This window comes from Nostoc sp. ChiQUE01b, assembly GCF_034531255.1.
Taxonomy (GTDB): Bacteria; Cyanobacteriota; Cyanobacteriia; order Cyanobacteriales; family Nostocaceae; genus Nostoc.
Map to the genome: position 1 here is coordinate 1 of NZ_JAVRBM010000094.1, position 22512 is coordinate 22512.

General features: G+C 41.8%; 24 protein-coding genes. 17 read left to right on the top strand and 7 right to left on the bottom strand.

Annotation, left to right across the window (positions count from 1 at the left end; translation table 11 throughout):
* Positions 1 to 96 precede the first annotated feature (96 nt).
* A complete protein-coding gene (locus RMY63_RS35190) occupies positions 97 to 1245 on the bottom strand; it encodes a ParM/StbA family protein (protein ID WP_322733134.1) in 1149 nt (382 codons plus the stop codon).
* 733 nt (positions 1246 to 1978) lie between these two features.
* On the opposite strand from RMY63_RS35190, the gene RMY63_RS35195 reads away from it, so the two are divergent.
* The 3 genes from RMY63_RS35195 to RMY63_RS35205 all read left to right on the top strand — a co-directional run bounded on the left by RMY63_RS35195 (position 1979) and on the right by RMY63_RS35205 (position 4053).
* A complete protein-coding gene (locus RMY63_RS35195; protein ID WP_322733135.1) occupies positions 1979 to 2353 on the top strand; it encodes a plasmid mobilization protein in 375 nt (124 codons plus the stop codon).
* Positions 2350 to 3783 carry a relaxase/mobilization nuclease domain-containing protein gene (locus RMY63_RS35200; protein WP_322733136.1) on the top strand — a complete coding sequence of 478 codons (1434 nt, stop codon included), beginning with the start codon at positions 2350 to 2352 and terminating at the stop codon, positions 3781 to 3783. Before RMY63_RS35195 ends, RMY63_RS35200 begins: the two co-directional genes overlap by 4 nt.
* An 81-nt stretch (positions 3784 to 3864) precedes the next feature.
* Positions 3865 to 4053 carry a hypothetical protein gene (locus tag RMY63_RS35205; protein ID WP_322733137.1) on the top strand — a complete coding sequence of 63 codons (189 nt, stop codon included), beginning with the start codon at positions 3865 to 3867 and terminating at the stop codon, positions 4051 to 4053.
* 86 nt (positions 4054 to 4139) lie between these two features.
* Here RMY63_RS35205 and RMY63_RS35210 read toward each other — a convergent pair whose 3' ends face one another.
* Positions 4140 to 4688: a TetR/AcrR family transcriptional regulator gene (locus RMY63_RS35210; protein WP_322733138.1), complete on the bottom strand. Its 549-nt coding sequence runs from the start codon at positions 4686 to 4688 to the stop codon at positions 4140 to 4142.
* Between the two features lie 268 nt (positions 4689 to 4956).
* On the opposite strand from RMY63_RS35210, the gene RMY63_RS35215 reads away from it, so the two are divergent.
* The 3 genes from RMY63_RS35215 (at position 4957) to RMY63_RS35225 (ending at position 7750) form a co-directional block, all read left to right on the top strand.
* The gene (locus RMY63_RS35215; RefSeq protein ID WP_228675027.1) at positions 4957 to 5574 is read left to right on the top strand and encodes a glutathione S-transferase family protein; all 618 of its coding nucleotides are present in this window, start codon (positions 4957 to 4959) and stop codon (positions 5572 to 5574) included.
* Positions 5575 to 5673: 99 nt separating this feature from the next.
* Positions 5674 to 6267: a pyridoxamine 5'-phosphate oxidase family protein gene (locus tag RMY63_RS35220; RefSeq protein WP_322733139.1), complete on the top strand. Its 594-nt coding sequence runs from the start codon at positions 5674 to 5676 to the stop codon at positions 6265 to 6267.
* A gap of 127 nt (positions 6268 to 6394) precedes the next feature.
* Entirely contained in the window at positions 6395 to 7750 is a 1356-nt protein-coding gene (locus RMY63_RS35225; RefSeq protein ID WP_322733140.1) for a hypothetical protein, read from the top strand.
* A 162-nt stretch (positions 7751 to 7912) separates the two neighbouring features.
* On the opposite strand, the gene RMY63_RS35230 is transcribed toward RMY63_RS35225, so the two are convergent.
* Positions 7913 to 8536: a hypothetical protein gene (locus RMY63_RS35230; RefSeq protein ID WP_322733141.1), complete on the bottom strand. Its 624-nt coding sequence runs from the start codon at positions 8534 to 8536 to the stop codon at positions 7913 to 7915.
* A 55-nt stretch (positions 8537 to 8591) separates the two neighbouring features.
* Complete coding sequence (locus tag RMY63_RS35235; RefSeq protein ID WP_322733142.1) at positions 8592 to 8843, bottom strand: hypothetical protein; 252 nt, start codon at positions 8841 to 8843, stop codon at positions 8592 to 8594.
* A 140-nt stretch (positions 8844 to 8983) separates the two neighbouring features.
* Here RMY63_RS35235 and RMY63_RS35240 point away from each other — a divergent pair, with 140 nt between their 5' ends.
* Positions 8984 to 9175, top strand: coding sequence for a hypothetical protein (locus tag RMY63_RS35240; protein ID WP_322733143.1), 192 nt, complete (start codon positions 8984 to 8986; stop codon positions 9173 to 9175).
* 2 nt (positions 9176 to 9177) lie between these two features.
* Complete coding sequence (locus RMY63_RS35245; RefSeq protein WP_273770231.1) at positions 9178 to 9756, top strand: siphovirus Gp157 family protein; 579 nt, start codon at positions 9178 to 9180, stop codon at positions 9754 to 9756.
* 172 nt (positions 9757 to 9928) lie between these two features.
* Here RMY63_RS35245 and RMY63_RS35250 read toward each other — a convergent pair whose 3' ends face one another.
* Positions 9929 to 10492 (bottom strand): Uma2 family endonuclease, encoded by a 564-nt coding sequence (locus tag RMY63_RS35250; protein ID WP_322733144.1) that lies wholly within the window; start codon positions 10490 to 10492, stop codon positions 9929 to 9931.
* A 124-nt stretch (positions 10493 to 10616) separates the two neighbouring features.
* Between RMY63_RS35250 and RMY63_RS35255 the strand changes: the two genes are divergently transcribed.
* The 6 genes from RMY63_RS35255 to RMY63_RS35280 all read left to right on the top strand — a co-directional run bounded on the left by RMY63_RS35255 (position 10617) and on the right by RMY63_RS35280 (position 14860).
* Positions 10617 to 11261, top strand: a complete 645-nt coding sequence (locus tag RMY63_RS35255) for a hypothetical protein (RefSeq protein ID WP_322733145.1) — start codon at positions 10617 to 10619, stop codon at positions 11259 to 11261.
* A 5-nt stretch (positions 11262 to 11266) separates the two neighbouring features.
* Positions 11267 to 11704 (top strand): hypothetical protein, encoded by a 438-nt coding sequence (locus RMY63_RS35260; RefSeq protein ID WP_322733146.1) that lies wholly within the window; start codon positions 11267 to 11269, stop codon positions 11702 to 11704.
* A gap of 151 nt (positions 11705 to 11855) precedes the next feature.
* Positions 11856 to 12554 (top strand): hypothetical protein, encoded by a 699-nt coding sequence (locus tag RMY63_RS35265; protein WP_322733147.1) that lies wholly within the window; start codon positions 11856 to 11858, stop codon positions 12552 to 12554.
* Positions 12527 to 13285 carry a hypothetical protein gene (locus RMY63_RS35270; protein WP_322733148.1) on the top strand — a complete coding sequence of 253 codons (759 nt, stop codon included), beginning with the start codon at positions 12527 to 12529 and terminating at the stop codon, positions 13283 to 13285. Before RMY63_RS35265 ends, RMY63_RS35270 begins: the two co-directional genes overlap by 28 nt.
* Positions 13269 to 13961: a hypothetical protein gene (locus RMY63_RS35275; protein ID WP_322733149.1), complete on the top strand. Its 693-nt coding sequence runs from the start codon at positions 13269 to 13271 to the stop codon at positions 13959 to 13961. Before RMY63_RS35270 ends, RMY63_RS35275 begins: the two co-directional genes overlap by 17 nt.
* Positions 13952 to 14860 carry a ThiF family adenylyltransferase gene (locus RMY63_RS35280; RefSeq protein ID WP_322733150.1) on the top strand — a complete coding sequence of 303 codons (909 nt, stop codon included), beginning with the start codon at positions 13952 to 13954 and terminating at the stop codon, positions 14858 to 14860. The genes RMY63_RS35275 and RMY63_RS35280 overlap by 10 nt, the downstream gene beginning before the upstream one ends.
* A 76-nt stretch (positions 14861 to 14936) precedes the next feature.
* Here the strand turns inward: RMY63_RS35280 and RMY63_RS35285 are convergent, their stop codons facing one another.
* On the bottom strand, positions 14937 to 15656 hold the full coding sequence (locus RMY63_RS35285) for a response regulator transcription factor (RefSeq protein WP_322733163.1): 720 nt from the start codon (positions 15654 to 15656) through the stop codon (positions 14937 to 14939).
* Positions 15657 to 16396: 740 nt separating this feature from the next.
* Here RMY63_RS35285 and RMY63_RS35290 point away from each other — a divergent pair.
* Positions 16397 to 17536, top strand: coding sequence for a hybrid sensor histidine kinase/response regulator (locus tag RMY63_RS35290; protein ID WP_322733151.1), 1140 nt, complete (start codon positions 16397 to 16399; stop codon positions 17534 to 17536).
* A 127-nt stretch (positions 17537 to 17663) separates the two neighbouring features.
* On the opposite strand, the gene RMY63_RS35295 is transcribed toward RMY63_RS35290, so the two are convergent.
* Positions 17664 to 17990, bottom strand: coding sequence for a hypothetical protein (locus RMY63_RS35295; RefSeq protein WP_322733152.1), 327 nt, complete (start codon positions 17988 to 17990; stop codon positions 17664 to 17666).
* 252 nt (positions 17991 to 18242) lie between these two features.
* Here RMY63_RS35295 and RMY63_RS35300 point away from each other — a divergent pair, with 252 nt between their 5' ends.
* Complete coding sequence (locus RMY63_RS35300) at positions 18243 to 19307, top strand: hypothetical protein (protein WP_322733153.1); 1065 nt, start codon at positions 18243 to 18245, stop codon at positions 19305 to 19307.
* Positions 19308 to 21638, top strand: coding sequence for an RNA dependent RNA polymerase (locus tag RMY63_RS35305; protein ID WP_322733154.1), 2331 nt, complete (start codon positions 19308 to 19310; stop codon positions 21636 to 21638). It abuts the gene before it with no gap.
* Positions 21639 to 22512: the final 874 nt, after the last annotated feature.

The window sequence follows — 22512 nt, forward strand, 5'->3', positions numbered from 1 at the left end:
CCTTGGCAGAGAAGGCTCTGCTTCCTAAACGACCTTTTCAGGTCGCGCCGGACTGATTACCGTGATTCACTAATCAACGAATCGCACTATTTGTAGTCATGCTACCTTCTCGATTTGCGCTCTAAACCGCATAAACAAACCAAACGCATCAATCAACCTAAATGACAAAGCTTCCTGCTCTCGGAAAGTATGGCAATAATCATTACTTTTATCCTTGAATACTTCTTGTACCTGTTGCTGTAAGTCAGCACCCCAATAAGTTGAAATTTCTTGAAAGCACTCTTGTAACTCTTGCTCTAAGTACAATGCTGCGCCACCACTCAAAATCACCTCGTTCACCGCAGGTAAAGTTGATTCCAGCCAATCGTAAAGCCTAGACCAATACTCAGCTTTAGCAGTAGCAATGGCATTAACAATCATCTGCAATTCATAATCAATATTTTTAGGTTCTCTGCTTTTGACCAGAGTGCGAATTGCTTGGTTATTAGCTGTGATATCTGAACCGGCTGCATAGATGGCAGAGGTCAAAGCAGTGGCATCCTGTCCAGATGTGCGCTCAATTACTCGCTTTACCATTTGGTGAAAGCCCAGCCCATTGGTGTAACCCGCCGTCATCTTGCCCCGTTCAAATAATAGAAGGCTGGTATTGCGATGCCCGAACATTAGCACTGCAATGGTTTGGGCGTTAAACCATTCTTTACCATTCTGGCGTTGGCGAATCATTGCCAATCCCGCACCTTCGGGTAAGCACTCGAATCGCTCCAGTTTCACTCGCAACCTTTGACCCCGAAATCTAAAATCCTTGAGTGCAGACTGTAATTGTTGCTCAAATGCTTGGCGATTTTGATATTCACCATAGGGCAGTAGTGAGGTGAGTGATAGTGAAAACCTGTTAGGTAATTTGTTATGTTGAGCGATCGCACCAATAACCGCCAAGGCTTTGTGAATTGAGGTTTCGTACTTGAGCTTATCGAGTCTGGCAGATGCTGAAAACTGCCGTGCCAGAAATCCAACTACCGTACATTGTGTATCACCATCCGCAGGACTTGACACCCAGGCTTCATCTACTGGTTTAGGAGATTCCAGACCCTTGCGACTCGACATATAAGCGTCAATCGAACTTTGAGGCAACTTCAGCATCTCTGGTTCCATTGTCATCAAACATGGTTTGCCTTCAGTTGCTAGTTCGTAAACAATCTTGGTCAAGGAAGCACCAGGGTCAAAACTAACTATCAAGTTTGACATTGACTGTGGTTTACCTAAAAGCTTTCCTTTAACTTAAGTGCAAATATAAATCATGCCAATCTACCCACTGACCATTTTTATCAGGCGAAAAATTAGCCCATTGGTTATTTTTTTGGTGCATTTTCTCAAGTAGTTATTTTTATGCTATTGAATTCAAAAATACGCCACTCAAATGCCAATTCAACGCCACTTAAGCGTCACTTGAGTGCCAATTTAATCCCAATTGAGAGCCAATTCAACGCCACTGCATACATTATGTATATATTTTTCTTATCAAGAACTAAGCTTGTTGACAATAAAATGGTCAAAAAATGCCAATTCAGTGCCGCTTAAATGCCAACTCAATGCCACTGATGTTTTTAATTTGAGTAGTCCAAAAAAACCTTTGGTGAGTAGCAAGCTATGTTGCTGTCCGGACATTTTTTCTCAAGAGAAAAAACGCACCCCCCAGGTGCGGCAACAAACTTGCCCTCTTTTCACGGTTCCCCTACCTAAGTAGGTCAACCACCGTGACAGAGGGGAAGATAATACGAAAATTCTTTTTAGGAGTTCAGCCTGGAAAATTTCTTCAAGGTTTGGGCAAATTAGCTTTTTAATTGCGCGATGGGCTATGCTCCGCCGTAGGCGATCGCATTTCATTATCTCGCATCGCATCTTGGCATCGAACCAGAATCGTAAGTAACCGCTTGGTCAATGACAAATGATAGTGCTGTCGTCAAACTTAAAACAGCTAATGACTAATGCATCAATAATGCGACAAAAACGCTCACACAGGATAGACATTAGACTGACTTTGCCAGAATACGAGAAAGCACAGCTAATGGCAGATGAAAATAATCTCACTATGAGTGAGTTGTTTCGTGCCAAGACTCTGAAAAATAAATTGCCCAGGCGTGTCACCAAAGTAGCAGGCCAAACTTACTGGGAGTTGGGGAAAATAGGTAACAATCTCAACCAAATAGCTAAAGCAATCAATACTTCAGTACTCATGGGAGAACCTGTAGTCGTAGATAGAGCATTGTTGTCACAGGTAAGAGATTTGGTGAAACAGGTGCGGCGAGAGATTGCTGAAATTGATTTAATCACTGATTTACAAGATGAAGCATGATTGGCAAGCACATCAAAGGTAAAAGTTTTCGGGGACTGCTAAACTACCTCTTTGGCAAAGATGGAGCAAGACAAATCGGTGGGAATATGGAAGGAACAAACCCACGGGAATTAGCAGCTGAATTCGGTATATCTCGAAGATTAAACCCGAAGGTGAACAGGGTTGTTTATCACGCTTCTCTCAGTTTGGCCCACAAAGAGAGTTTAGATGATGATACTTGGGATGAAATCGCCCAGAAGTATCTGCAAGCAATGGGTTTTGATATGAACCAATATGTCGTAGTGCGGCATACTGACCGGACTCATGAACACATACATATTGCTGCCAGCCGCATTCAATTAGATGGCACTACAGTTTCTGATAGCTGGGACGATCGCAGAAGTGAAGCGGTAATTCGTAAATTGGAGCAGGAATACAATTTGCAATCGGTGCAACCAAGTTGGGAAAAAGATAAGCACAGTCCAACTACTGGCGAACGTAGGCACATTGCCAGAACTGGAGAGGAAAGCGTTAGAGTGAGACTCCAGCGATCGCTCGACCAAGCAACCCACGACCATCCCACTATGCCAGAGTTAATAGAGCGAGAGCAACAACAAGGTATTAATATCCGCGTTGTTTATACTCGCACAGGCATTGTCAAAGGCATTAGTTACCAACTTGATGGTGTGGCTTTTAGTGGTACGCATCTTGGTAAAGCATATACCTTTCCTGGTTTACAAAAGCATCGAGGTGTAAACTACAATCCCAAGCGGGATGACAAACGCATCCAAAAACTGATGGAGCAAGCTGTTGAAAATCCTACGCCAGCAGTTACTCAAACAAACTCCTTGCCTATACCACAACCAACAAACTGGGAGCAAATACGCCTAAACTTAAGCCAGCAGTACAATTTACCCAATTCTCTGCTCACAGAACTGTATGAAAAGGGTTGGCTCTATGCAAGTCAAACAGGTCAAGCAATATTTGTGGAACGCACACTCGATGATCTTCCAACTCTTGCCAAGCAGCTAGAACCAGCAGGTAACTTCACTGCTATTCCCCTTAACTCTGAACGGACAAAAAACGGTAGTTTTTGGATTGCTACAGATGCCACAGTAGAAAGAGCAGTGCTACTAAGTGACCCGATTGAAGTTCTCTCTGTCATTGCCTTAGAATCAACTGTTGACAAAGAAAAGCGCAAACCTACATTATATTGGAGTGTAGGCGATAGTGAGCAATTACCTCTAGAATTTTTGCGAGCGATCGATACAGTGGTCATCGCTTTTAAAGATAATGAGAAAGTTGAGGACTTGATAGCTGAGATACTAGCTGAACTACCTCAAGCCAAAAAAGTTTCTCCCGGTGAAGCTGGTTGGAATGGGATGCTAACTAACAATCACTCGCAACCCAACCAAAGCCGAATACCAGAGCTTCAAGGTTGGGAACTTTGATATCAGTTATCATTACAGCAATTTTCAGGTAATTGAACTACAAGAAACGGTAAGCTAAAGAGATAGTGATTGTCAAATTCAATGCCAGTAGCTTACTCAAAAGATTTGCGTGGTCGTGGTTATCGGCGAGATAGTAGTTTGGATGTTGTCTGTCAGCATTTAGGGCTTCATGAACCGACACGCTCAGATGAAAATTTGAACAACACCTGTAATATTTTCATTGCCATACCAAATGGCTATCGCTTCCCAGTAGATGTTGTAAATATATAGTTGTCACCCCGATCTGAAATCCCTGGGAAAACGGAATCGGACAGACCTATTTTCAAATATTTGGTATGAACTGTGTAATCACTCTCCTACAAATCTTGGCACAGTTGTTGTGGCAATTGTTTCATCACACGGACAAAAGGAGCCACATCATCCAAACCCTGCGCCACAATCAGAGCGCCTTGAATGGCAATAGCAGCATCTTCCCCACGCTCATGAGCCAGCGTCTCATCTAATCCGGCTACCCTCAAAACAGTTGCTATTTCATCAATCCAGGTTCGTAATAGTGTTTGCACCTTGGTATGAAAGATATCTCGTGCTGACCCCATCAACAAGATGGCACACATACAGGGTTGTTGTCCGCCTTCATATAGCTCGTTAATCTGCTCACACATCTTAGTCAACCGAGTGAGCGCATCCCCTCCACCGCGAAGTATCTGTAAAATGTGTTCCTCCAACCAACATTCCATAAAATCCAACACCGCCGTCACCATTTCATCCTTCCCGCTGGGGAAGTGATGGTAGAGACTGGCTTTCCCCAAACCTGTCGCTTGTGAAATTTTCGATAAAGTCGCCCCATCGTAACCATACTGTCGAAACAGTTGTAGCAAGCAGGGAATATAAGTATCTTTTGCCATTTACAGAAATTGAAATCTCATCTCTTGACATTATACCGAACGATTGGTACAGTTATTTTGTACCGAACGCTTGGTACAAAATAACTGTACCAATTCCTTAATTTGCAGGGATGTCTATGCAGCATCTCGAATCGCAAGAGGTGTCAGTTGACAACGGGAGAAATCAACTTGCCGTGACTATCTCTGATTGCTGTCGTTCTTATTCCCGTTAGACCGCTAATTTTTAGCTTAACAGTGCTTCTTTTTACAGAATATTGAGGATTAACCAATGATTAAGCTTTATGGTCACGAACTCTCTGGTAACAGCTATAAGGTCAAGCTCTTGCTATCACTATTGGGCATTGAACATGAATGGATTAAGGTCGATTTGCTGAAAGGGGAACACAAAGCCTCTGAATTTCAGTCGCTTAATCCCTTCGGTCAAGTTCCCGTATTAGTGGATGGCGACACAATTATAAAAGACGCACAGGCAATTTTGGTTTATTTGGCTCGTTGTTATGGTGGTGAACAATGGTTGCCACTGGATGCTGTCTCACTTAGTCAAGTTGTACGTTGGCTATCTACAACTGCGGGTGAAGTGCGTCAGGGGCCAGAATCGGCTCGTTTGTACTATCTGTTTAATGCCACCAGTATTGATATTGACAGAGCTAACCAAAAAGCAGAGTTTATTCTTACACAACTTAACCAACATTTGCGCGATCGCCAATGGTTAGAGTTCGAGCGGATAACTATTGCAGATATAGCAGTATTCCCCTATGTTGCCTTAGCACCAGATGGCAAAATTGCTCTTGACTCTTATCCTCATATTCTGGCATGGATTGAGCGAGTTAAGACCCTTCCCGGTTTTATAGGAATGCAAGGAATTGCAGCACCTGCCTTGGTATAGGCAAATAACACCCAGTTTAGATGGAGAAGGTAGAGAGTCAGAGGAATTTTTTCCCTTCTCTTCTCCCCTGTTTTTAGATATGTAAAAATAAAGAGTTATATGGCACGTAAATTTACGCAAATTGCTTTCACGCCTGCTGTCAAAGTTGCTCAAGAACAACGTGGCTCACGGCAGACCTATGCTCGATTTGAACAAAATGGGCCTTCTAACGATACCATCACACCAGAAATTGAGGAATTTATCGCCCAAATGGATGGTTTTTATTTAGGAACCGTCGGTTCTAATGGTTATCCATACATTCAATTTCGTGGTGGACAACCTGGGTTTTTGAAAGCTGTAGATGAAAAGACTTTAGGATTTGCTGACTTCAAAGGCAATGTTCAATATGTTACCGTTGGTAATCTTGACGAAAATGACAAAGCTTTTTTGTTTTTGATGGATTATCGCCATCGCCGACGGTTGAAAATTTGGGGGCGGGCTATGTATGTAGAAGATGATAGTGAACTAATTGAAAGCCTGAAACTTCCTAACTATGAAGCAGAAGTGGAACGAGTGATTCTGTTTCACATTGAAGCTTGGAATTGGAACTGTCCACAGCACATTCCTATTCGCTATTCTGAACAAGAAGTGGCGGCATTGCAAGCGAGAATAACTGAACTAGAGGAACTTGTTGCTAAGAAGCAGCAAATCTAATTTTTCTGAGTGACCCAAGCCAATCAAAGGTTTCAGGTGAAAATTTATGTAAGTAAAATGTGGAAAAGTTGGTTCTAGTGCAGCTAACGCCACTTAGAGAGGGATAAACTCTCTAGGCGTAACTGCAATGACTTTCAATCCCAGAGAAACAACCATTAAATTTCTTAGACAAATAGGCTTTACCACCGGAACCAAAATTTGGCTCAGGATTTCTTGGGACTTGCCCACAGAAATGATACCTAAAAACTGGAATCACTACTGCCGCAATGGTCAATTTGTCTACTCCCACTACATTCTCTGCGGTAAAATCACCCAGCAAGGATTTCAACTCTACTGCTGTACGAAAGGAGGTCGAGACAAACAAGGCAATACCTGCTGGCGACTGACACCTAAACGCTATGCTGATGGTTGGGCATTGGCATTTAAAATGTCATATCTTGGTGCCACAGTCAGCTTTTACCCCAACCAATCAGACAAGGGAATCAGCAATCAGCACGTTAGTCAATGCCAATGTTTATTCTACGAAATTGATGATTTGGCGTTGAATGAGCAGCGACAAGCTGTAGATTGGCTAAAGGATGAAATCAACTTAGAACCTGCCGCCGTAGTTTACACAGGTGGGAAATCCCTGCACGTTTATTTTAAATGCAGCCATTCCTTGAATCCTGCTAAATGGCTGTATCTCAATCGCCAACTGACGATTATCCAAAACGCAGATCCAGCCATTTGCAACTTAGCTCGTTCCATGAGACTGCCAGGTATGCTTCGCAGACGGGTGGTGGATGGAATATTGAGTGCAACCATCCCCATTACCCTAGAGCATTGGTCAAACTGTCAGTACAATGTGGAAGAACTAGAAACCGCATTTGATTCTACAGCCTTATTTCCCTACGAACTTTCTGAGCAACGCTGGCGCAAGTGGGTACAACTTCTCACAAGAGCGAAAAATGGAGAAGTTATCGACCCACAAGCAGCGTTACTGCAACATTCTATTACTGCACCTCGCTCAACCTTGCATTGCCGACGAGGGACAGTAATACAAGCTACAACCAGAGATAATTGCTCATCTCTTAAACAACTACGCGCTAGCGGAGTGTCTGTTCCTTTATCTATTTGTTTAACTTTGAGCGATCGCACTTTACTAACTTATGGCGAATCTGAGGGAAACAGAAACAATTCTGGCTACAAATTAGCTCGTAACCTACTAGGTACATCTAATTTACTCACTAGAAACCGAATCGCTTATCATCCCGAACCACGCCAACTATTTGACCGATATTGCGATCGCTGTACACCTCCACTTGAACCAACTGAGGCAGATACAATTTGGCACAGTGCGAATAAAACAACAGCTTTTGCCAGTCGGGACTTTGGCTCAATTGTCATGAGCATTCGTAAGTGGAAGTTACACCGCAAATCAAAAAAGCAATGCGTAAGAAAACCAAAAAGATTAATTAACGAGAGATTGACAAAATCGATGTAATACCCTTCCAATTTCTACCCATAATTTACCGTGTACACATATCTTTGTACAGGATTAAAACGGTGTGGGACAACTCCAAAATACTTGTGTGTACACGGTAGCCCTATTCCAGGGAGACTATATGACTATTAAAGATGAGTATTGAAAGTACTATCTCTAGTTTTACTTTCCCATTTTTGGTAAATAAGACTGACGATAATTGTTCTTAGCCATCAGCCTAGCCTCACGCTTTGTCCACTGTTTTTGTAAAGGAACATCAGCCAATCTTTGCAATAATATGAATACACTATCATCTCCAGTCAACCGAGCGATGATTTGAGCGATCACCTTACAACAACTCCAAGGATGACGCACTACCTGAACTTCTGCAAATCTCACTACACCCCAATTGCGCTCTAAGAAAAAACGGTTACGGATTTTATCGTCATCAACATCAATACAGTGGTGAGGTTTACCTGTATCTCCAGTATAAGGTTCATCAATCTCAATATCGAGAGTTAACCCAGAAAATCGATGATAAAGGATAAAATCAGCCGAGTAACGTCGAGACGAACCAGGAATTTCAAATTCCACCGCTTGACAGATAAGATTCTCTAGAAAAGCACACAGTAAATGGCGAAAAAATTTCTTTTCACTGACACCTTGCTTGGCCGTACCATTTCCATTTGGTAATTGAACGCATCCTTTAAACGAAGCTTTCAAATGCTCCTGACTTGTAGAATCTTTAGTGTATAAACGTCTCACTAGTGGTGGATAAAGAATAATTGGATAGTACCCAGTAAACATAACCACACGTTTGTTAAACTTTTAGCAATCAAGAAGAACAACATCAAGACAATAACTAGAAGTTATCTAATCTAATATCCTTCCAAATATCAGAAACTTGCCATCCGGTCTTACCAACAGAAAGGACTATAGGATTATCACGCGCTGGAATATAGCTAGATTCCTTATTTCCTGCACCTATTTCTGGCTGTTCTTCAACGATTGGTTCTTGTATGTTAATAATGTCAATTTGAAAATTTGATTCTTGTGTTTCCTCTATGATTTTTGTTTCTTGGAGTAGCTTTTCCGATTTTTTGATGAGCTTCATATCTATTTGTAGTTTTAACGCTTGATATTGACAAAATAACAATAATCTGAAATTAAGTTAATTCCTAAAAACTTGGGAGAATACCAACACAGATAGGTGCGCTATCGCGCCAAAATTGATGGCGTTACACAACCAAAACAATGCAACAATTAACAGCTATTTTAACAAAACTTAAACCTAATTTTGTTGCTCCTCCGATTTTAAATTTTCAGCCTACACAAGAAAATGCTTCCAATTTATCTTTCAATACTAATTTAGATTCAAGCACTATAGCTATCTTAGAACAGATTGAAGCTGAATATGAATATTACCAAGCTTGTGAGGAGTGGTAGTCATGAATTTAGCACTCGCTCAACAATCCTTAGCAGGACTTTCCCAAACTGCTGCTCATCTCTGGGAACAGCTAACTAATTGCCAGACTCCTGAAGAAGAAGCTGCTATCATCACCGCTATTTGGGAAACTCAGGAAGTTCAGGAAGAAGTTGTTGATATCCAAGCAGAATTAGCATTGCAACTGGATGCTGAAATAGTGGCTATTAAGCAACGACTAGAACATCTAAAAGCTGTACATCAATCAGCACTATTAAGACTAGAACGCTGGCGACAAAAATTAGATGAAACTATTTTAGAACAAACCGCCGCAGGAATTCTACCTGAGCAAATGATTGGTAATTCACTTCGCATCACAATTCAAGAAAATCCGCCAAGTTGTGAGGTACTGATAGATGCAGAACAATTGTCTCCAAAATACCGCAGAGAAAAAACTGTTTATTCAGCAGATAAGAAAGCTATTATTGCTGCTTGGAAGAAAGGTATTCCTGTAGATGGCACTCACATCATACGTAAGCGCCGAGTTATCTATGCTTTGACAGCAACGGCAATTCACGACTTCAAAGACTCACTTTTAACTTAACAATAGCTTTGACTGATTTATCAGCCAGCAGCAGGGATTTTACTGTTTTGTTGGCTGCTACTTATAACTATTTTTTGATACTTAAGTAGGTTGGCACTAGGAAAGTGAAATATGTTCAAACGTAAGTTAATTAAGCCTGGTTTCTAAAATAAATAGTGTTTCATCTGTTTCTCTAACTGCTCATTTTTAGCCAACCAAACACAGTCGCAACAGTTAACTCCAAGTTTATCCCGGCTAACACCGGCAAACGCTCATCACCCTGCAAAAGTTCTGGTTGCTGATTTGGACGGAAGACCAAAATGGAACGATCTTCTGGGTCTATCAACCAACCTAATTGGCAACCATGATCTAAGCAATAGAGAATATTGCCTGTAACTCGATTTGAACTTTGTTCGGGGGAAAGAATTTCAATTGTCCAGTCTGGAGGAAGCAGAAAATCATTGGGTGCCTCCCCATCAGCAGCAAAAGGAATACGCGACCAGTTGAAAACCGCTACATCAGGTACTATTGAACGGATACCAAAACTACAGCGCAGTTCTGGAAAGGCATAAGCAACATGAAGGCTTTCGGCAACATCATTGATACTGTTGCACAGCCTTAACTGTAATCGGCTATGCTTCCCTTTTGGCATTGGTTTTTGAATAATCTCACCATTAATGTAAACGCTTGCAGGCTTTGTTTCTGGTAGCTTGAGAAACTCCTCCAGAGTCAGGGATTGGGTAATTACCGTAGACATGGCTCAGTCGAGAAAAGCAAAGGGGATATGTTTTTAGTCTAGCAGTACCTACTCTCAAAAACAGTTTCTACTTCTGGCTATCGCCACAACCGCTTGCACACCAGTTAACAAGGCCAAAAAAGCTATGACCGCAAAATGGCTAACACCAGAACAGGCCATTGTCAAAGCCAACCTCACTGTTACATCTGAAACTTTAAAATCTTACATTTCAGAACAACAGGGAAAAACCACTGCTGAAGAACAATTCCAAGCTTTAGGATTGCTATTCGACAGGGAACGCTTGCGTGCAGGTAAAGCTAACTTTTTGCAACTTTTAGAACCAGTAAGTGATGAGAATAGCTACGCCGAAGATGAAATCGACTCTCATCAGTTATACGACGATGACATAGAAACATATGCTACCAACAAGGGAAATCAACCAGAACCATTTATTTTCGAGCAATGCAAAGTTCAAATTGTCATCACGCTACTACCTACAGAACAAACAGGAGATAGACCTGTAATGATTGCTGCCAGCAGCCACGGTGATTTCCCTGTAGTTACCATGCTCAATCAAGAAGAACTTGGTGATTTACCACCTGCAATTGTTCAACTACTGGACGAACTCAAAGCCGATTTTCCCAATCGCCAAATTCGCCGGAATATAGCCCAGACTAAAGCTGTCAAAACCAATAAACCGCCCACTGCCCAGACTCCAATTCGCACTGAAACTGCTAGCTCAGATACTACTAAACCAGCCAGTAATACTACGCAAATTTCACTGTTTTAAATGCCATGACTACTACAAATAGTAACAAATTACTTGTTATCTACGAAGGTCAACAACACTGGATTCCAGAAGCGATCGCGGTTGACGACCAATTATTACGGGATGCCTTCACTCCTCTTTGCGCTGAACTGGCAAACGCAGACATTGAGCGTAAACCAGGAGAACCCATTCACATCATCAAGAAGCCCGGTAAAAAAGGTACTTCTTCTCTAGATTCCCTGATAGTCGCTCCTGAAGAAATCAACCCCGCAGTCCAAATGTGCTACAAAATGCGTCAACGTCAGGTCATCACTGGAATTGACTGGCAAAATGCAGGACAGCTATCAGTCCAGATTGAAAAAGCGATCGCAGCTGGAACAGAATTTTCTGAGTCACTCAACCAAACTCTAAAATCCCTAACAGCCTGCACTCCTACATCTAGCGTTATCCTTGAAGGTTTTTGAGTGCTGATAAAAGGAGTTGGAAATTGACTTGAGGGGTAAATGATTGTCCACATTACAGCAGTTAGCATTTTGATTGAAGTAGACCCCAAACCCTACCTCTGTCTCTTTGTTATTCAATTCCGACCCCATAAATAACTAGTTGTACTAAAAGATGTCTCACCTTGTACCCCTCAGTATGGCAGAGGCAATTTATAGTCTTTATCAGTGCCAATTTACCTTAGATGCCACAGAATCACTTGATTATCTGGAAACCCAACTCAACATTTACTCCTTACTAGCACTGTATCAGCACTACTTTCCTACTGAATGGAAAGCCAGCCAAGCCACTATTTACCCACCTACAGATGTAGATTGCCATAGTCCCAGAGAACTGGAATTCATTGTACTGATTTACACTCATCTGTTTCCGTTATCCCACTGGACTGTAGAAACAGCCTACGAACAAAGATTGCACAATATTCCTATTACCCCAATGGGTATTGACTGGACAATGGATGGAGAAATTGAACATCTCAAAGATGGTTGGCAGCTACTTTTACCCTTTAGCCATGATGGTCGCCGTTGGCTTGATGACATACACCCAGAAGGTAGCGACTGGTTTGATAGTGAATTTGGAATTTATGAAATTACCTACACTGACATCGATCACGCAGACGATTATTACTACCAACCTGACTGCACCTCTTTACCTTGGTCAAAAACATCTATTGATTTGCTCACCAGAAAATGGCAGCAAGCAAACCGAATGCTGAACTGTGCAGCCAACTTAATTGATTGGCTAGAAGCAGACTTGAAATCTCATGCTCAAATCCTACTAAAACTATGGAAACAAGCATTGAAACCACATTAATCGACGTTACATCGACACCAATTCTATCCAGCGAAATTCTACGAGCAATTTTGGCAGACCCTCCCCGAAAATCTTCAGTAATTCAAGCAGAATTGCTGTTTTTAGATGGCATTTACATCTTCCATCACCGAGACAAAGAAATTGCCGATGCTCATATTTACAAATGTATCTCACCGGCAGCCCTGAGAACTGCTTTTAGCAATGAACCGATTGATACTGGTTGGATGGAACCAGGAATTGTGCGCTGGGGTACGGGCAGTACAGACACATATTTAGTAAAATTTATCCCACCAGCCACTCATACGATCAATTGCGATGAACTTGGTTCTTTAACCGTTCCCCTACCTGCAATGGTATTTGTGGGCAAGGGATTAAAATATTGGGTTTGGGCAATTCAAGAACAGGAGTTTACTCCTCAAGCACCAGCTTTTCATGTGCCACTACCCAATGTCTACAGTTCTGGACAGGTGTGTTGGGGAGTGAACGAACCACCTGCTGCTAATAGTCTATCAATTAACCATGCTTGGAATTTGTTTATTTCCAGTATTTTCACCAATCATTTAACAATAAGTAAATCACAAAAATACCGCAAGGATGTTCGCCAGCAACTTCTAAAACTGCACAAAAGATGTAGACGCGCAACCTATCCTGTATCTGACCTTGTGCCTATCGGCAATCAAAAAAGTGTCGCTATGCTTGTGCAGGAAATCCTCGATGAACCCATTGCTTGAAGGCATTATTGGTTACAAACTTGTCACAACTTCATCTCTGCCAACACACACCAGCAGTGGACTAGAGTACCTTTATGCCGGAAATGGCATCTTTGCTAGAGCCATTCGTCCTGGCATAGAGGTATTAATGCCTATTTGCTTGTGTTCCCAAACTATCAAAGGGCTACCTCACCTAACACCTTATCTCAAAGTCACTCCCTTAATTCCCAAACCGCTACTACTGGAAATGTGGCGGTCGAGTTATCAAGCTGGCAATCAATTCCATGAAATTCTCTTTCACCTCCACTGTACTGATGCAGACTGGGATTTACAAGTCCCAGAGCAAATTCAAACTCCAACTAGCTGCCAACCAACTCATTCTGGGAGTGACTCTTCCTACCAGAAAGCGTCTGTAGACATCCATTCCCACGGTTCCTTACCTGCCTTTTTCTCTACCACTGATAATGCTGACGAATCTGGCTTTCGCATCTATGGGGTACTAGGTAGAGTTAATACACTGAAACCAGAGATTAAAATCCGGGTTGGACTGTTTCGCCACTGTTGGGATGTACCTGCTAGAGCAGTGTTTGAAATTGACCGAGACTTTTTTATGGTTGATGTCTCATTCTCATCTGGCTGTAAATTTTACAGTACCGATGTACCGCCTGTAAATGTGATGGAGAAGCTATGGAGGTGAATTTCAATTTAGCAAATGCTTGTCCCCTCACCAATACCTGTATCAACTTAACCAACCGTACTATGGAGCTAAATCTTGATTTGGCAAATGCTTCTCCTGTCGTGACTGTCAACTACTCGAAGATAGAACTGTGGCTAGTTGGGTGTGGCGGCACTGGTTCTTGGTTGGCTCCTTCTTTGGTTCGGTTAGGCAGAGTTCTTTCTCAGCAAGGTAAACAGGTGAAACTCTACTTTGTTGACCCGGATCATGTTGAGTCAGCTAACGTTTTCCGCCAGTGCTTCTGTGATGCAGAAATCGGACTCAACAAAGCCAAAACCCTGGCGCTGCGCTACTCTCTGGCTTGGAAGATGGAAGTTACAGCGATCGCTCAACCTTTCCAACCCAAATGGATTGTCCCCAGTTACAATACCCTGATTGTTGTCACTGCCTGTGTGGACAATGCCAAAGCAAGACAGTCAATTACCCAAGTACTTCAGCACAACACTCATCGCCCTGCGCCTCACATTTGGCATTTGGATTGCGGTAACTCCAAACGTAGTGGTCAGGTACTATTAGGTTCTCATCTGTCTACTAACCCCAATGACTATGATTTCGAGGCTTTAGGCTGCTTTCGCTTACCTGCGCCAACTATACAGCAACCCGATCTACTGGTTTCACAACCAGAAGAGTTGGCAGACAACAACTTGTCCTGTGAACAAATGGCCTTGCTCAATAGCCAGTCCTTGAGCATTAACCAGCGAGTTGCTGCGGAAGCCTTTGATTATTTATTACAACTGACGGCGGGGAAACTACGACGATTTGCTACTTATTTCGACTTAGAGAGTGGTAGCGGAAAATCCCTGTATACAACGCAAGTTAGTATTATGCAGACAATTCTCCTGAGTCACTCCTGTGCGTAGGCGTAACCCGTCGTAGACATCGCTCCCCTCTCAAGTTAACAACCAAGCACTGTACAGTTGCTTCTGTACAGTGACTTCAATTAAGCAAACCAGCCCGCAACGCTAATACAGCTGCTTGGGTGCGATCGCTTGCACAAAGCTTGTTCAAAACCCCACGCACATATACTTTTACACTTCCCAAGCTGAGATAGAGTTTCTGGGCAATCTCGTTATTGCTATAGCCTTGGACAATTAACTCCAAGACTTCCAATTCCCGATTTGTCAGTGGATCTGCTTGTAGAATGCTTGCTTGCTCTGGGTCAATTGCAGAGATCGTCACCGTTTGAGTAGTATTCGGTTTTACCGCAGCAGCCACTCCTTGACGAGTATGCTTGAGAACAATGCGAGCGATCGCTGGATCAATCCAAGACTGACCTTCATGGGTGATATGCAGCGCTTCCAGCAACAACTCGAACTTAATTGTTTTCACACAGTAAGAGTCTGCCCCAGCTGCAAACGCTGCCAGTACCATCTGCTCTTTGGCAAACGAAGTGAGCATCATTACTTTTGTCTGTGCTGCTGTTTCCGACACTAGAGATTCCCGAAACTGCTGCACCAGCCATATTCCGTCTCTATCCGGCAAGCCAATATCAACGATCGCTATGTCTGGTTTTGTACTTTGGAGCAGTTTCAACCCATTGGAGGCTGTAGCTTCATCACCCACGACTTGAATACCTTCTTGCTCGTTGAGAGAACTACGCATCCCAATCCGCGTTAAGCTGTGGTCTTCAATAATTGCTACTCGAATATCTACCATCATTTACCTCAGCAGCTTGGTAACTATACTTTTTTAACTGTCGAATATGGTTTCAAGGAAAGGATTACTCCATTGGACGAAAAATTTTAGCTATTTAGCCAAAATGTGGCTCTTGAGATGCAAAGCGGCATTTCAATGTTATTAAACCTCATCCAGGTTGAAACCAGTAGTTTTTACAGTATTGGTTCAAAAGTTCATATATCAAGGGCTACATATCTCAACTAGCTGTTGAAAAAGCTCCAGTGTTCAAAATGGACATCGTTTAATCTGAAAATTCTCTGAAAAAATCTTCCTAAAGTATAAAAAAATATAAAAGCACTGAAGTTAAACTGAAACCAATACAGTTTATTCTGACTTGTGTCCACATCACACTTAGAGGAGGATGTAGCTTATTTCTAAGCGAGAATCTTGGCTCTTACACATAACATAGCCAGATTAACAATTCGTAATTACGTTATGCATGGAAATTTAGACCTCAATCATAAGGTTGTGACCTGTAGAGATGGGAGACTATAACCAGTTTCTTAATTACCAATTACGTAGCTTGCTTCTCGTTGGAGGCGAGTATTACGAATTAGTAATTATGTTGACCAATGCCTTGAGTTTTAGAAAAATCTGATAAATCTTCATCGCTGCGTAGTGGTTAGCATGGCGCTTGAAATTACACTTTCCCCAACGAAATTCAGCTTGACTACTCTATTTCTCTACTCGGAAGGGATTAGGTTTATTAAAGGCGTTTTATGAACACTTTATCTTGGAATATAACTTCAGAACAAAGAAACCAAAGAATTCTGCTGGTGGATGACTCAGCTGACAGCCTCCGCTTGCTGCAAGTCACCTTAAAACTGAAGGGATACAACGTGATCATAGCCGACAGTGGTGCTGAAGCATTGGTAAAAATTGCCGAATCTCCTCCCGATTTGGTACTGCTAGATGTGGTGATGCCGGATATGGATGGCTATGAAGTTACTCGGCAAATTAAGCACAATTCAAACTTACCTTTTATCCCAATTTTGCTGGTGACAGGTTCTGAAAAATCAAGTGTCGTCAAAGGTTTAGATGCAGGTGCAGATGAATTTATTTGCAAGCCGGTAGATAAGAAGGAATTACTGGCCAGGGTGCGGGCTTTGTTGAGACTGAAACACAGTATGGATGAACAACTATTCCTTAGTCAGCGGCGGGAAGATTTTGTGACCCGCCTCACTCACGATCTGCGAACTCCGTTGATAGCTGCTGACCAATTCCTAAAGTTGCTGCAAAGAGGTGTTTTTGGCAATACCTTATCAGCAATGCGTGAATCTTTAGAACAAATGGCTCAGAGTAACCAAACTTTGTTGTCAATGGTCGATACCTTATTAGAAGTTTACCAGTATGAAGCTGGAGGCAAAACTTTGGATTTCTTTGTAGTTGACCTGTGGGAATTATGTCAGCAAGTAGTGCAAGAACTAATGCCTTTGGCCGATGTTAAACATTTAACTCTCAAAGCTGTCTTGACAAAGGGTACTGAAGCTTCTTTAGTTAGAGTTAAAGGTGATCGCCTGGAACTACGCCGACTCCTGACTAACTTAGTTGGTAACGCCATTCGCTTCTGTGATGCTGGGTCAGTAGAAGTTCGCCTCAATTCCACTGTTCAAGGGGTAACGATTGAAGTAGAGGATACAGGTATTGGCATGAATCCAGAAGAACAATTACTCTTATTTGATCGCTTTCGACAGGGCAAGCATCAACGCCGGGGGAACGGTTTAGGATTATATTTGTCCCGTCAAATTGTTGAAGCCCATCAAGGGAATATCTCTGTTTCATCGACTGTTGGGAAAGGTAGTATCTTCACAGTTTATTTACCTGTGCAAACAGCGTATTCAAAAATGTTATCAGCATAAAAAATTTGGTAAATCGAGCTTAAGGATTTGCACCGAAATAACCTACCTACTTTATCAAAAAACTGATAATCAAGGTTTTCAGTTATTCAAAAAGGTAACTTATTAATGCGTGCCTCTTAAGGTAGTTTTACCAAGATTCATCTGGTTCAGGTGGACGCCAACCACGATTAGTTGAACTTTCATCACCTAGTCTATCAATTGCCCCAGGATCGCTATTGAGGAATTCCTCTAAATCTTCATATCCACTTGGATAATAAGAACCTGATGTAGGTTTGATAGGATTTTCCTTAATTATTATGCTTTCACCAGGTTTGAGATGAGCATATTCGGGGTAATGCTCATCTTGGGATATATCATCAGAAGGAGTAATCAACTCATCTCCTGGTGAATCTGGGTCATCGTCATAAAGCATTACTAATAAACCATCTTCTAGCCGTTGAATTCTTTTATTCATAAAATTTAGTGGTAGCTTCAAAATTGTGTAGCTTAAGTAACACAGTGGAACAATCATAATACGATTAAAAGCGCTGTTCAGCTATTTAACTTTCTTGGAAGTCTGCTAGCAGAGCTAATACCGTATAAAATACCGTCTGCCATGAAATCAGTAAATTATCCACTTGGATGATTTTATTGAGTGTAATTTTGTGCCAAGGTGAATATTGGAGTCTTATGCTTGCTAGATAAGCTATCTAATAGATTATTGGTAATGGATTTAACCACTAGAGTCTTAGAAGGTTCTGGTTTGAGCATACCTATCTTTGATGGGTCGTATAACAATGGTAAAGGGAGATATTTATCTGAACCAGAAATCATTAAAAATTCTCTGCTCGAACAGATGTTTGAAGCAGAAGATTTACAATCTCTACTACTGGTTAAAATTGACAGTAAAAATCCAGATGCCAACCATTTAAGACAAAGAACCTTTCAGGATGGAATCCGACGCAAGTTAGCTTTCAGTTCTGGCAATAGTTATTACTTTGCTGATGGTTCACTGCATAAAAAAATTACACGCTTATTCGCTACAGAACCGGATACTGCCTGTCGCTATGGTTCTTTGCTAGTTAGCAATTGCTACAAAGGCTCAGAAACTTTTACAGGGCTGCGAGTTAAAATTGTGGACTTTGAAGACCCACAGTATGCTCATTATAAAACAGGAGACTGTCACGGCAAGATTTCGCCTCAACTTGCCAAACAATTAGGAGGAGAAGGCAATTGTCCATTCCAATTTCGGTTTGCCTGGAGGAGTAATTGGGCTGAACCAGATAATTCCCTGTGCCCAAAAACTAGTTTCTTATCCAAAGGTACTTTCCTACCCGATGCGACTTTGACTGATGCCCAAGGCTACGACATTATTATGGATCGTTCCTCAATTAAAGGCATTAAAAAGTCGGAACTCAAAAACTTAATACCCTGCGGTGACTATGAGTTTCCCCAAGCGGTTATCGGGAATCGAGGTAACGCCAAAGCTACCAGCTACGATAATAGTTGGCAATTTACCATTTGGTACTCAGAAGAAGCAGTCAAACAAGATTTGAGCAAACCCACCGAAGAAAAAGCTAGAGAACTTGCCGAGTTGCAGCGTAATCCCTTGGTGTTGGCAAAATACATCATCCAACAATATGACAAACAACAGCGATCGCCTACGGCGGGCGTTCCGCCATCGCATCAAGAGCAATCTGAAGAAGCTTTTGACGAAATTGAGGCTAATGCTAACAATCAAGCACAGGAATCTCGCTGGATTTCCCTATTACGTAGCGATAAATATGGTTAATTGATTGAAACCCCCAAATTTCGCAAGTTTGCTACCGATTACATAGCCAATCAATGGCGTGACTTAGCGATTAAGGGAGGATACAACCATAATTCGGGTATGGCAATGCCATGCGATCGCCTAACTCGTGGCACAATCTGTGTACCCCACCTACCGGAAGGAGATGTCATTCTCACCCGTTACCCCATCGTCAACTCAGACAACATCCGTCTCTACCAAAACATCCACGACCCAGAATTGAAGAAAACTCGCAACGTAGTTTGGATTCACCCCAAGGATGCCGAGGAATACCACCAAGCCGATTTTGACGGCGACCAATTAATGGTCAGTTCTGCTAGTAAACTGCCTAATATTGCTCAAGAAACTCTCCGCGCAGGTGAACCGGGACGATTTGAGCCAGTTAAACAACGCCCTAAGCTGGCGTATACGGAAATCACAGATGAAGAAAGCAACTTAAAATACAAAAATTTAGCAGAGATTGCTGCTGCCAGCAGTCAAAATAAAGTCGGGCTGGTAGCAACAAACATTGGGCGTGTACAGTCATCGATGCCCAAAGACGGTGAGAATGTGGAGCGATTTGGCAGACGACAAAGGAAGCTACTAAACCGTCTATTTCAGGCACTTCAGGTTGAGGTAGATTCGCCCAAAAGTGCAGAAAGATTGGAAGATATCAAGGAAATAGGTGGGGAAAATTTACTCGCAGATGCCAAAAAATGGTCAGAGTCTCACCCCAGTTACTTTTTTGACTTTAAGAAAGATGAACGGCTTTATCGCTCTTTTGCCATGCCTGCGGATGCTCCTGGCTCAATCAACGTCATTGCAAGAGTTGTAGTCAATCCTTTGTGGGAACCAACACGCATTCGCAGCAGAGATAGGCATGAGTTTCGCTACCTGTTTCCCAAAGAGACGCTATCTGTAGATGCGTTGGAATGGGCAGAAGAACTGAAAACAAGGTTTCAGCAAGCTAGAGACGAAATTAAGGAACGGGTGGGAGATGACAGGGAAGCCTTTAATGAGGAACTAGGAAAGCTCTACGAAAGCTATCGAGCGGAAATTGATGAATTATTCACCAGTCCAGAAGAGAGGTTTGTAAATCCTGCGGAGAGGCTCAGTCAATGCGTAGCGTCTCGCAAAGAAGGTGCAGGGGCATTGTGGCACACACAACACACCCGTCCAGAATTAGATCGGCATCGCAAAGACTGTTTAAAGCTGGCAGAACAGATGGAAATTACATTTTCGTTTCAGTACGATTATGAACTGCCAAGTGTTGCATTACCACAGGATATTTATGTTTTGAGTGTTCCTTTTGGTGCAGGTGCTATTAAATGGAAAGAATCTTTAGAACAAAAGGGAATTAAATTTGATGCCACTATTCATCCTCAATTACCTCTGATTGAGTTTGCCTTGAAAGACTTATCCCCCAAAGTAGTTGATAAATTAGCAGCTAAATTTGGCGAAAACATTAACGATTTAGATAAACTTAATATCCCCAAGGATTTGAGAATTATTCCTCCAGCAGATCATAGTTGGGCAACATCACGTCAGGATTCAGGTGTTGGTGCTTTGGCATATAACCTGTTTACAGAGGAAGTATGTCAGCAGCTTCAGGATTTTCAGTTTGATGAAATTAAAGTGTTGGGTATCAAATACAATCACTTCGCTAATGAAAATTTTGCTAGTAAGCAATGGAAAAAGCGCAGCGTTACTTTGGAAGTGGGAGTTTTTGAGTTACCCGAATCACACCCAGAGCATTATCGTTACAACGGTACACCGATATTACAGATTGATGGCAAGAATTTAGGCACTTTTGCTCCTGATAGTCCGAAACTGCCGATTGGTGCCACATTTGCAGCTACTTTGCAACCAGATGGCTCTAGTATTATCCTCAAGGTTAATTCTGAGTCAATCAGTCTGCCAGAAGTTCCATTACCGGAATCAGAACCAAAGTTAGATACTGCTGGGCAATTCCGAGCCATTCACCGTGAACTCTGGCGTAAAGAAATGTTTGATAATTTGGTAGGAGCGATCGCTACTACCTACGAACAGCGACAAGTCAATCAATCTGCAAATAATGAAATTGAGCATTTCAAGATTGGCGATCGCTGGACGGCTTATGTTCAGCATAGTGGTGATTTTATTGTGCGAAATCAGGGTAAGCGGACAATTTGTCGAGGTAATCTACAGACGGGTGAGGAGATATTTCCGCTTTCAGAAGCAGCCGCAAGTGAGTTAGAAGATATGATTTTAGAGAGGGAGCAATTACTTCATAGAAAACATGAGTTATCAAACAATGGACACCATATTAGCAGTCAGGATATGGAGTTGAACTGAAGTAGTAAAGTAGGGTAAGCGCTCTCAAATGCTATTGACATGAATAATATTTTGTGCATTGTATCATTCCTGTTTTTTCAGACTATTGCAATACAGAATAATTGTTACGCTAACTTCGCAACTATGCGATCGCTTCTTGACAATCTAAAAGGCAAAATCTGGTTGATTTAGTGGCAAAGGCTTACATTGTAAACGACTCATAGATTCATCTTTTTGTTAAGAATAGTTAAGATGCGCTTACCTGATTGACAGAATGGTAAAATGCTTCTGAACAGTTGTTAGCTTTACATAAAATAATCACAGGTAATTTTATCATGAGACAATAAGGAAATTTTTTCTGAGAAATTAACCTTCAGTAGTGGGTCTGGAATAAGAGCTAATTTTTTCAATCACCACAGTTGGTTCATCTTCCGTATTTGTTTTGCTTCACAAAGTTTTTTTGCACCGACTTAATTTGAGGTATATTTCAAATGCGTAACAAATTCTTTGTCTTTTCAATGTTCTCACTTTTCATAATAGGATTGTTATTAGTTATCCTAATAGGGACTACTTCTCAGATAGTACAAGCTCAATATACTCGATATAAGGAAATTAACTATTACGAGGATAGTAGCAAAACGGAGCCAGCAGTAGCCTATTGGATCAAGAACTGTGATGGCTCGATTGATAGTGACGGAATACCAACTCAGTTCAAACTTACACGTTCTGGGTCTTGTTAACCAGTGAGTATTTCAACCATCTATGTTAGAAAATTTTGTGTATTAGGCTACCGTCTTAATCTCAATTAAAGAAGGAGTCAGAATTTCAGAACTCAGAATCAATTAGATGGGGATTTAAACCCCTTTATTCATCCACGAGTCGCATAGGATACCCC

Excerpts from the sequence above, each read along its gene's own strand:
- RMY63_RS35190 (WP_322733134.1), bottom strand. The coding sequence starts at position 1,245 with ATGTCAAACTTGATAGTTAGTTTTGACCCTGGTGCTTCCTTGACCAAG.
- RMY63_RS35195 (WP_322733135.1), top strand. The coding sequence starts at position 1,979 with ATGACTAATGCATCAATAATGCGACAAAAACGCTCACACAGGATAGAC.
- RMY63_RS35200 (WP_322733136.1), top strand. The coding sequence starts at position 2,350 with ATGATTGGCAAGCACATCAAAGGTAAAAGTTTTCGGGGACTGCTAAAC.
- RMY63_RS35205 (WP_322733137.1), top strand. The coding sequence starts at position 3,865 with ATGCCAGTAGCTTACTCAAAAGATTTGCGTGGTCGTGGTTATCGGCGA.
- RMY63_RS35210 (WP_322733138.1), bottom strand. The coding sequence starts at position 4,688 with ATGGCAAAAGATACTTATATTCCCTGCTTGCTACAACTGTTTCGACAG.
- RMY63_RS35215 (WP_228675027.1), top strand. The coding sequence starts at position 4,957 with ATGATTAAGCTTTATGGTCACGAACTCTCTGGTAACAGCTATAAGGTC.
- RMY63_RS35220 (WP_322733139.1), top strand. The coding sequence starts at position 5,674 with ATGGCACGTAAATTTACGCAAATTGCTTTCACGCCTGCTGTCAAAGTT.
- RMY63_RS35225 (WP_322733140.1), top strand. The coding sequence starts at position 6,395 with ATGACTTTCAATCCCAGAGAAACAACCATTAAATTTCTTAGACAAATA.
- RMY63_RS35230 (WP_322733141.1), bottom strand. The coding sequence starts at position 8,536 with ATGTTTACTGGGTACTATCCAATTATTCTTTATCCACCACTAGTGAGA.
- RMY63_RS35235 (WP_322733142.1), bottom strand. The coding sequence starts at position 8,843 with ATGAAGCTCATCAAAAAATCGGAAAAGCTACTCCAAGAAACAAAAATC.
- RMY63_RS35240 (WP_322733143.1), top strand. The coding sequence starts at position 8,984 with ATGCAACAATTAACAGCTATTTTAACAAAACTTAAACCTAATTTTGTT.
- RMY63_RS35245 (WP_273770231.1), top strand. The coding sequence starts at position 9,178 with ATGAATTTAGCACTCGCTCAACAATCCTTAGCAGGACTTTCCCAAACT.
- RMY63_RS35250 (WP_322733144.1), bottom strand. The coding sequence starts at position 10,492 with ATGTCTACGGTAATTACCCAATCCCTGACTCTGGAGGAGTTTCTCAAG.
- RMY63_RS35255 (WP_322733145.1), top strand. The coding sequence starts at position 10,617 with ATGACCGCAAAATGGCTAACACCAGAACAGGCCATTGTCAAAGCCAAC.
- RMY63_RS35260 (WP_322733146.1), top strand. The coding sequence starts at position 11,267 with ATGACTACTACAAATAGTAACAAATTACTTGTTATCTACGAAGGTCAA.
- RMY63_RS35265 (WP_322733147.1), top strand. The coding sequence starts at position 11,856 with ATGTCTCACCTTGTACCCCTCAGTATGGCAGAGGCAATTTATAGTCTT.
- RMY63_RS35270 (WP_322733148.1), top strand. The coding sequence starts at position 12,527 with ATGGAAACAAGCATTGAAACCACATTAATCGACGTTACATCGACACCA.
- RMY63_RS35275 (WP_322733149.1), top strand. The coding sequence starts at position 13,269 with ATGAACCCATTGCTTGAAGGCATTATTGGTTACAAACTTGTCACAACT.
- RMY63_RS35280 (WP_322733150.1), top strand. The coding sequence starts at position 13,952 with ATGGAGGTGAATTTCAATTTAGCAAATGCTTGTCCCCTCACCAATACC.
- RMY63_RS35285 (WP_322733163.1), bottom strand. The coding sequence starts at position 15,656 with ATGGTAGATATTCGAGTAGCAATTATTGAAGACCACAGCTTAACGCGG.
- RMY63_RS35290 (WP_322733151.1), top strand. The coding sequence starts at position 16,397 with ATGAACACTTTATCTTGGAATATAACTTCAGAACAAAGAAACCAAAGA.
- RMY63_RS35295 (WP_322733152.1), bottom strand. The coding sequence starts at position 17,990 with ATGAATAAAAGAATTCAACGGCTAGAAGATGGTTTATTAGTAATGCTT.
- RMY63_RS35300 (WP_322733153.1), top strand. The coding sequence starts at position 18,243 with ATGGATTTAACCACTAGAGTCTTAGAAGGTTCTGGTTTGAGCATACCT.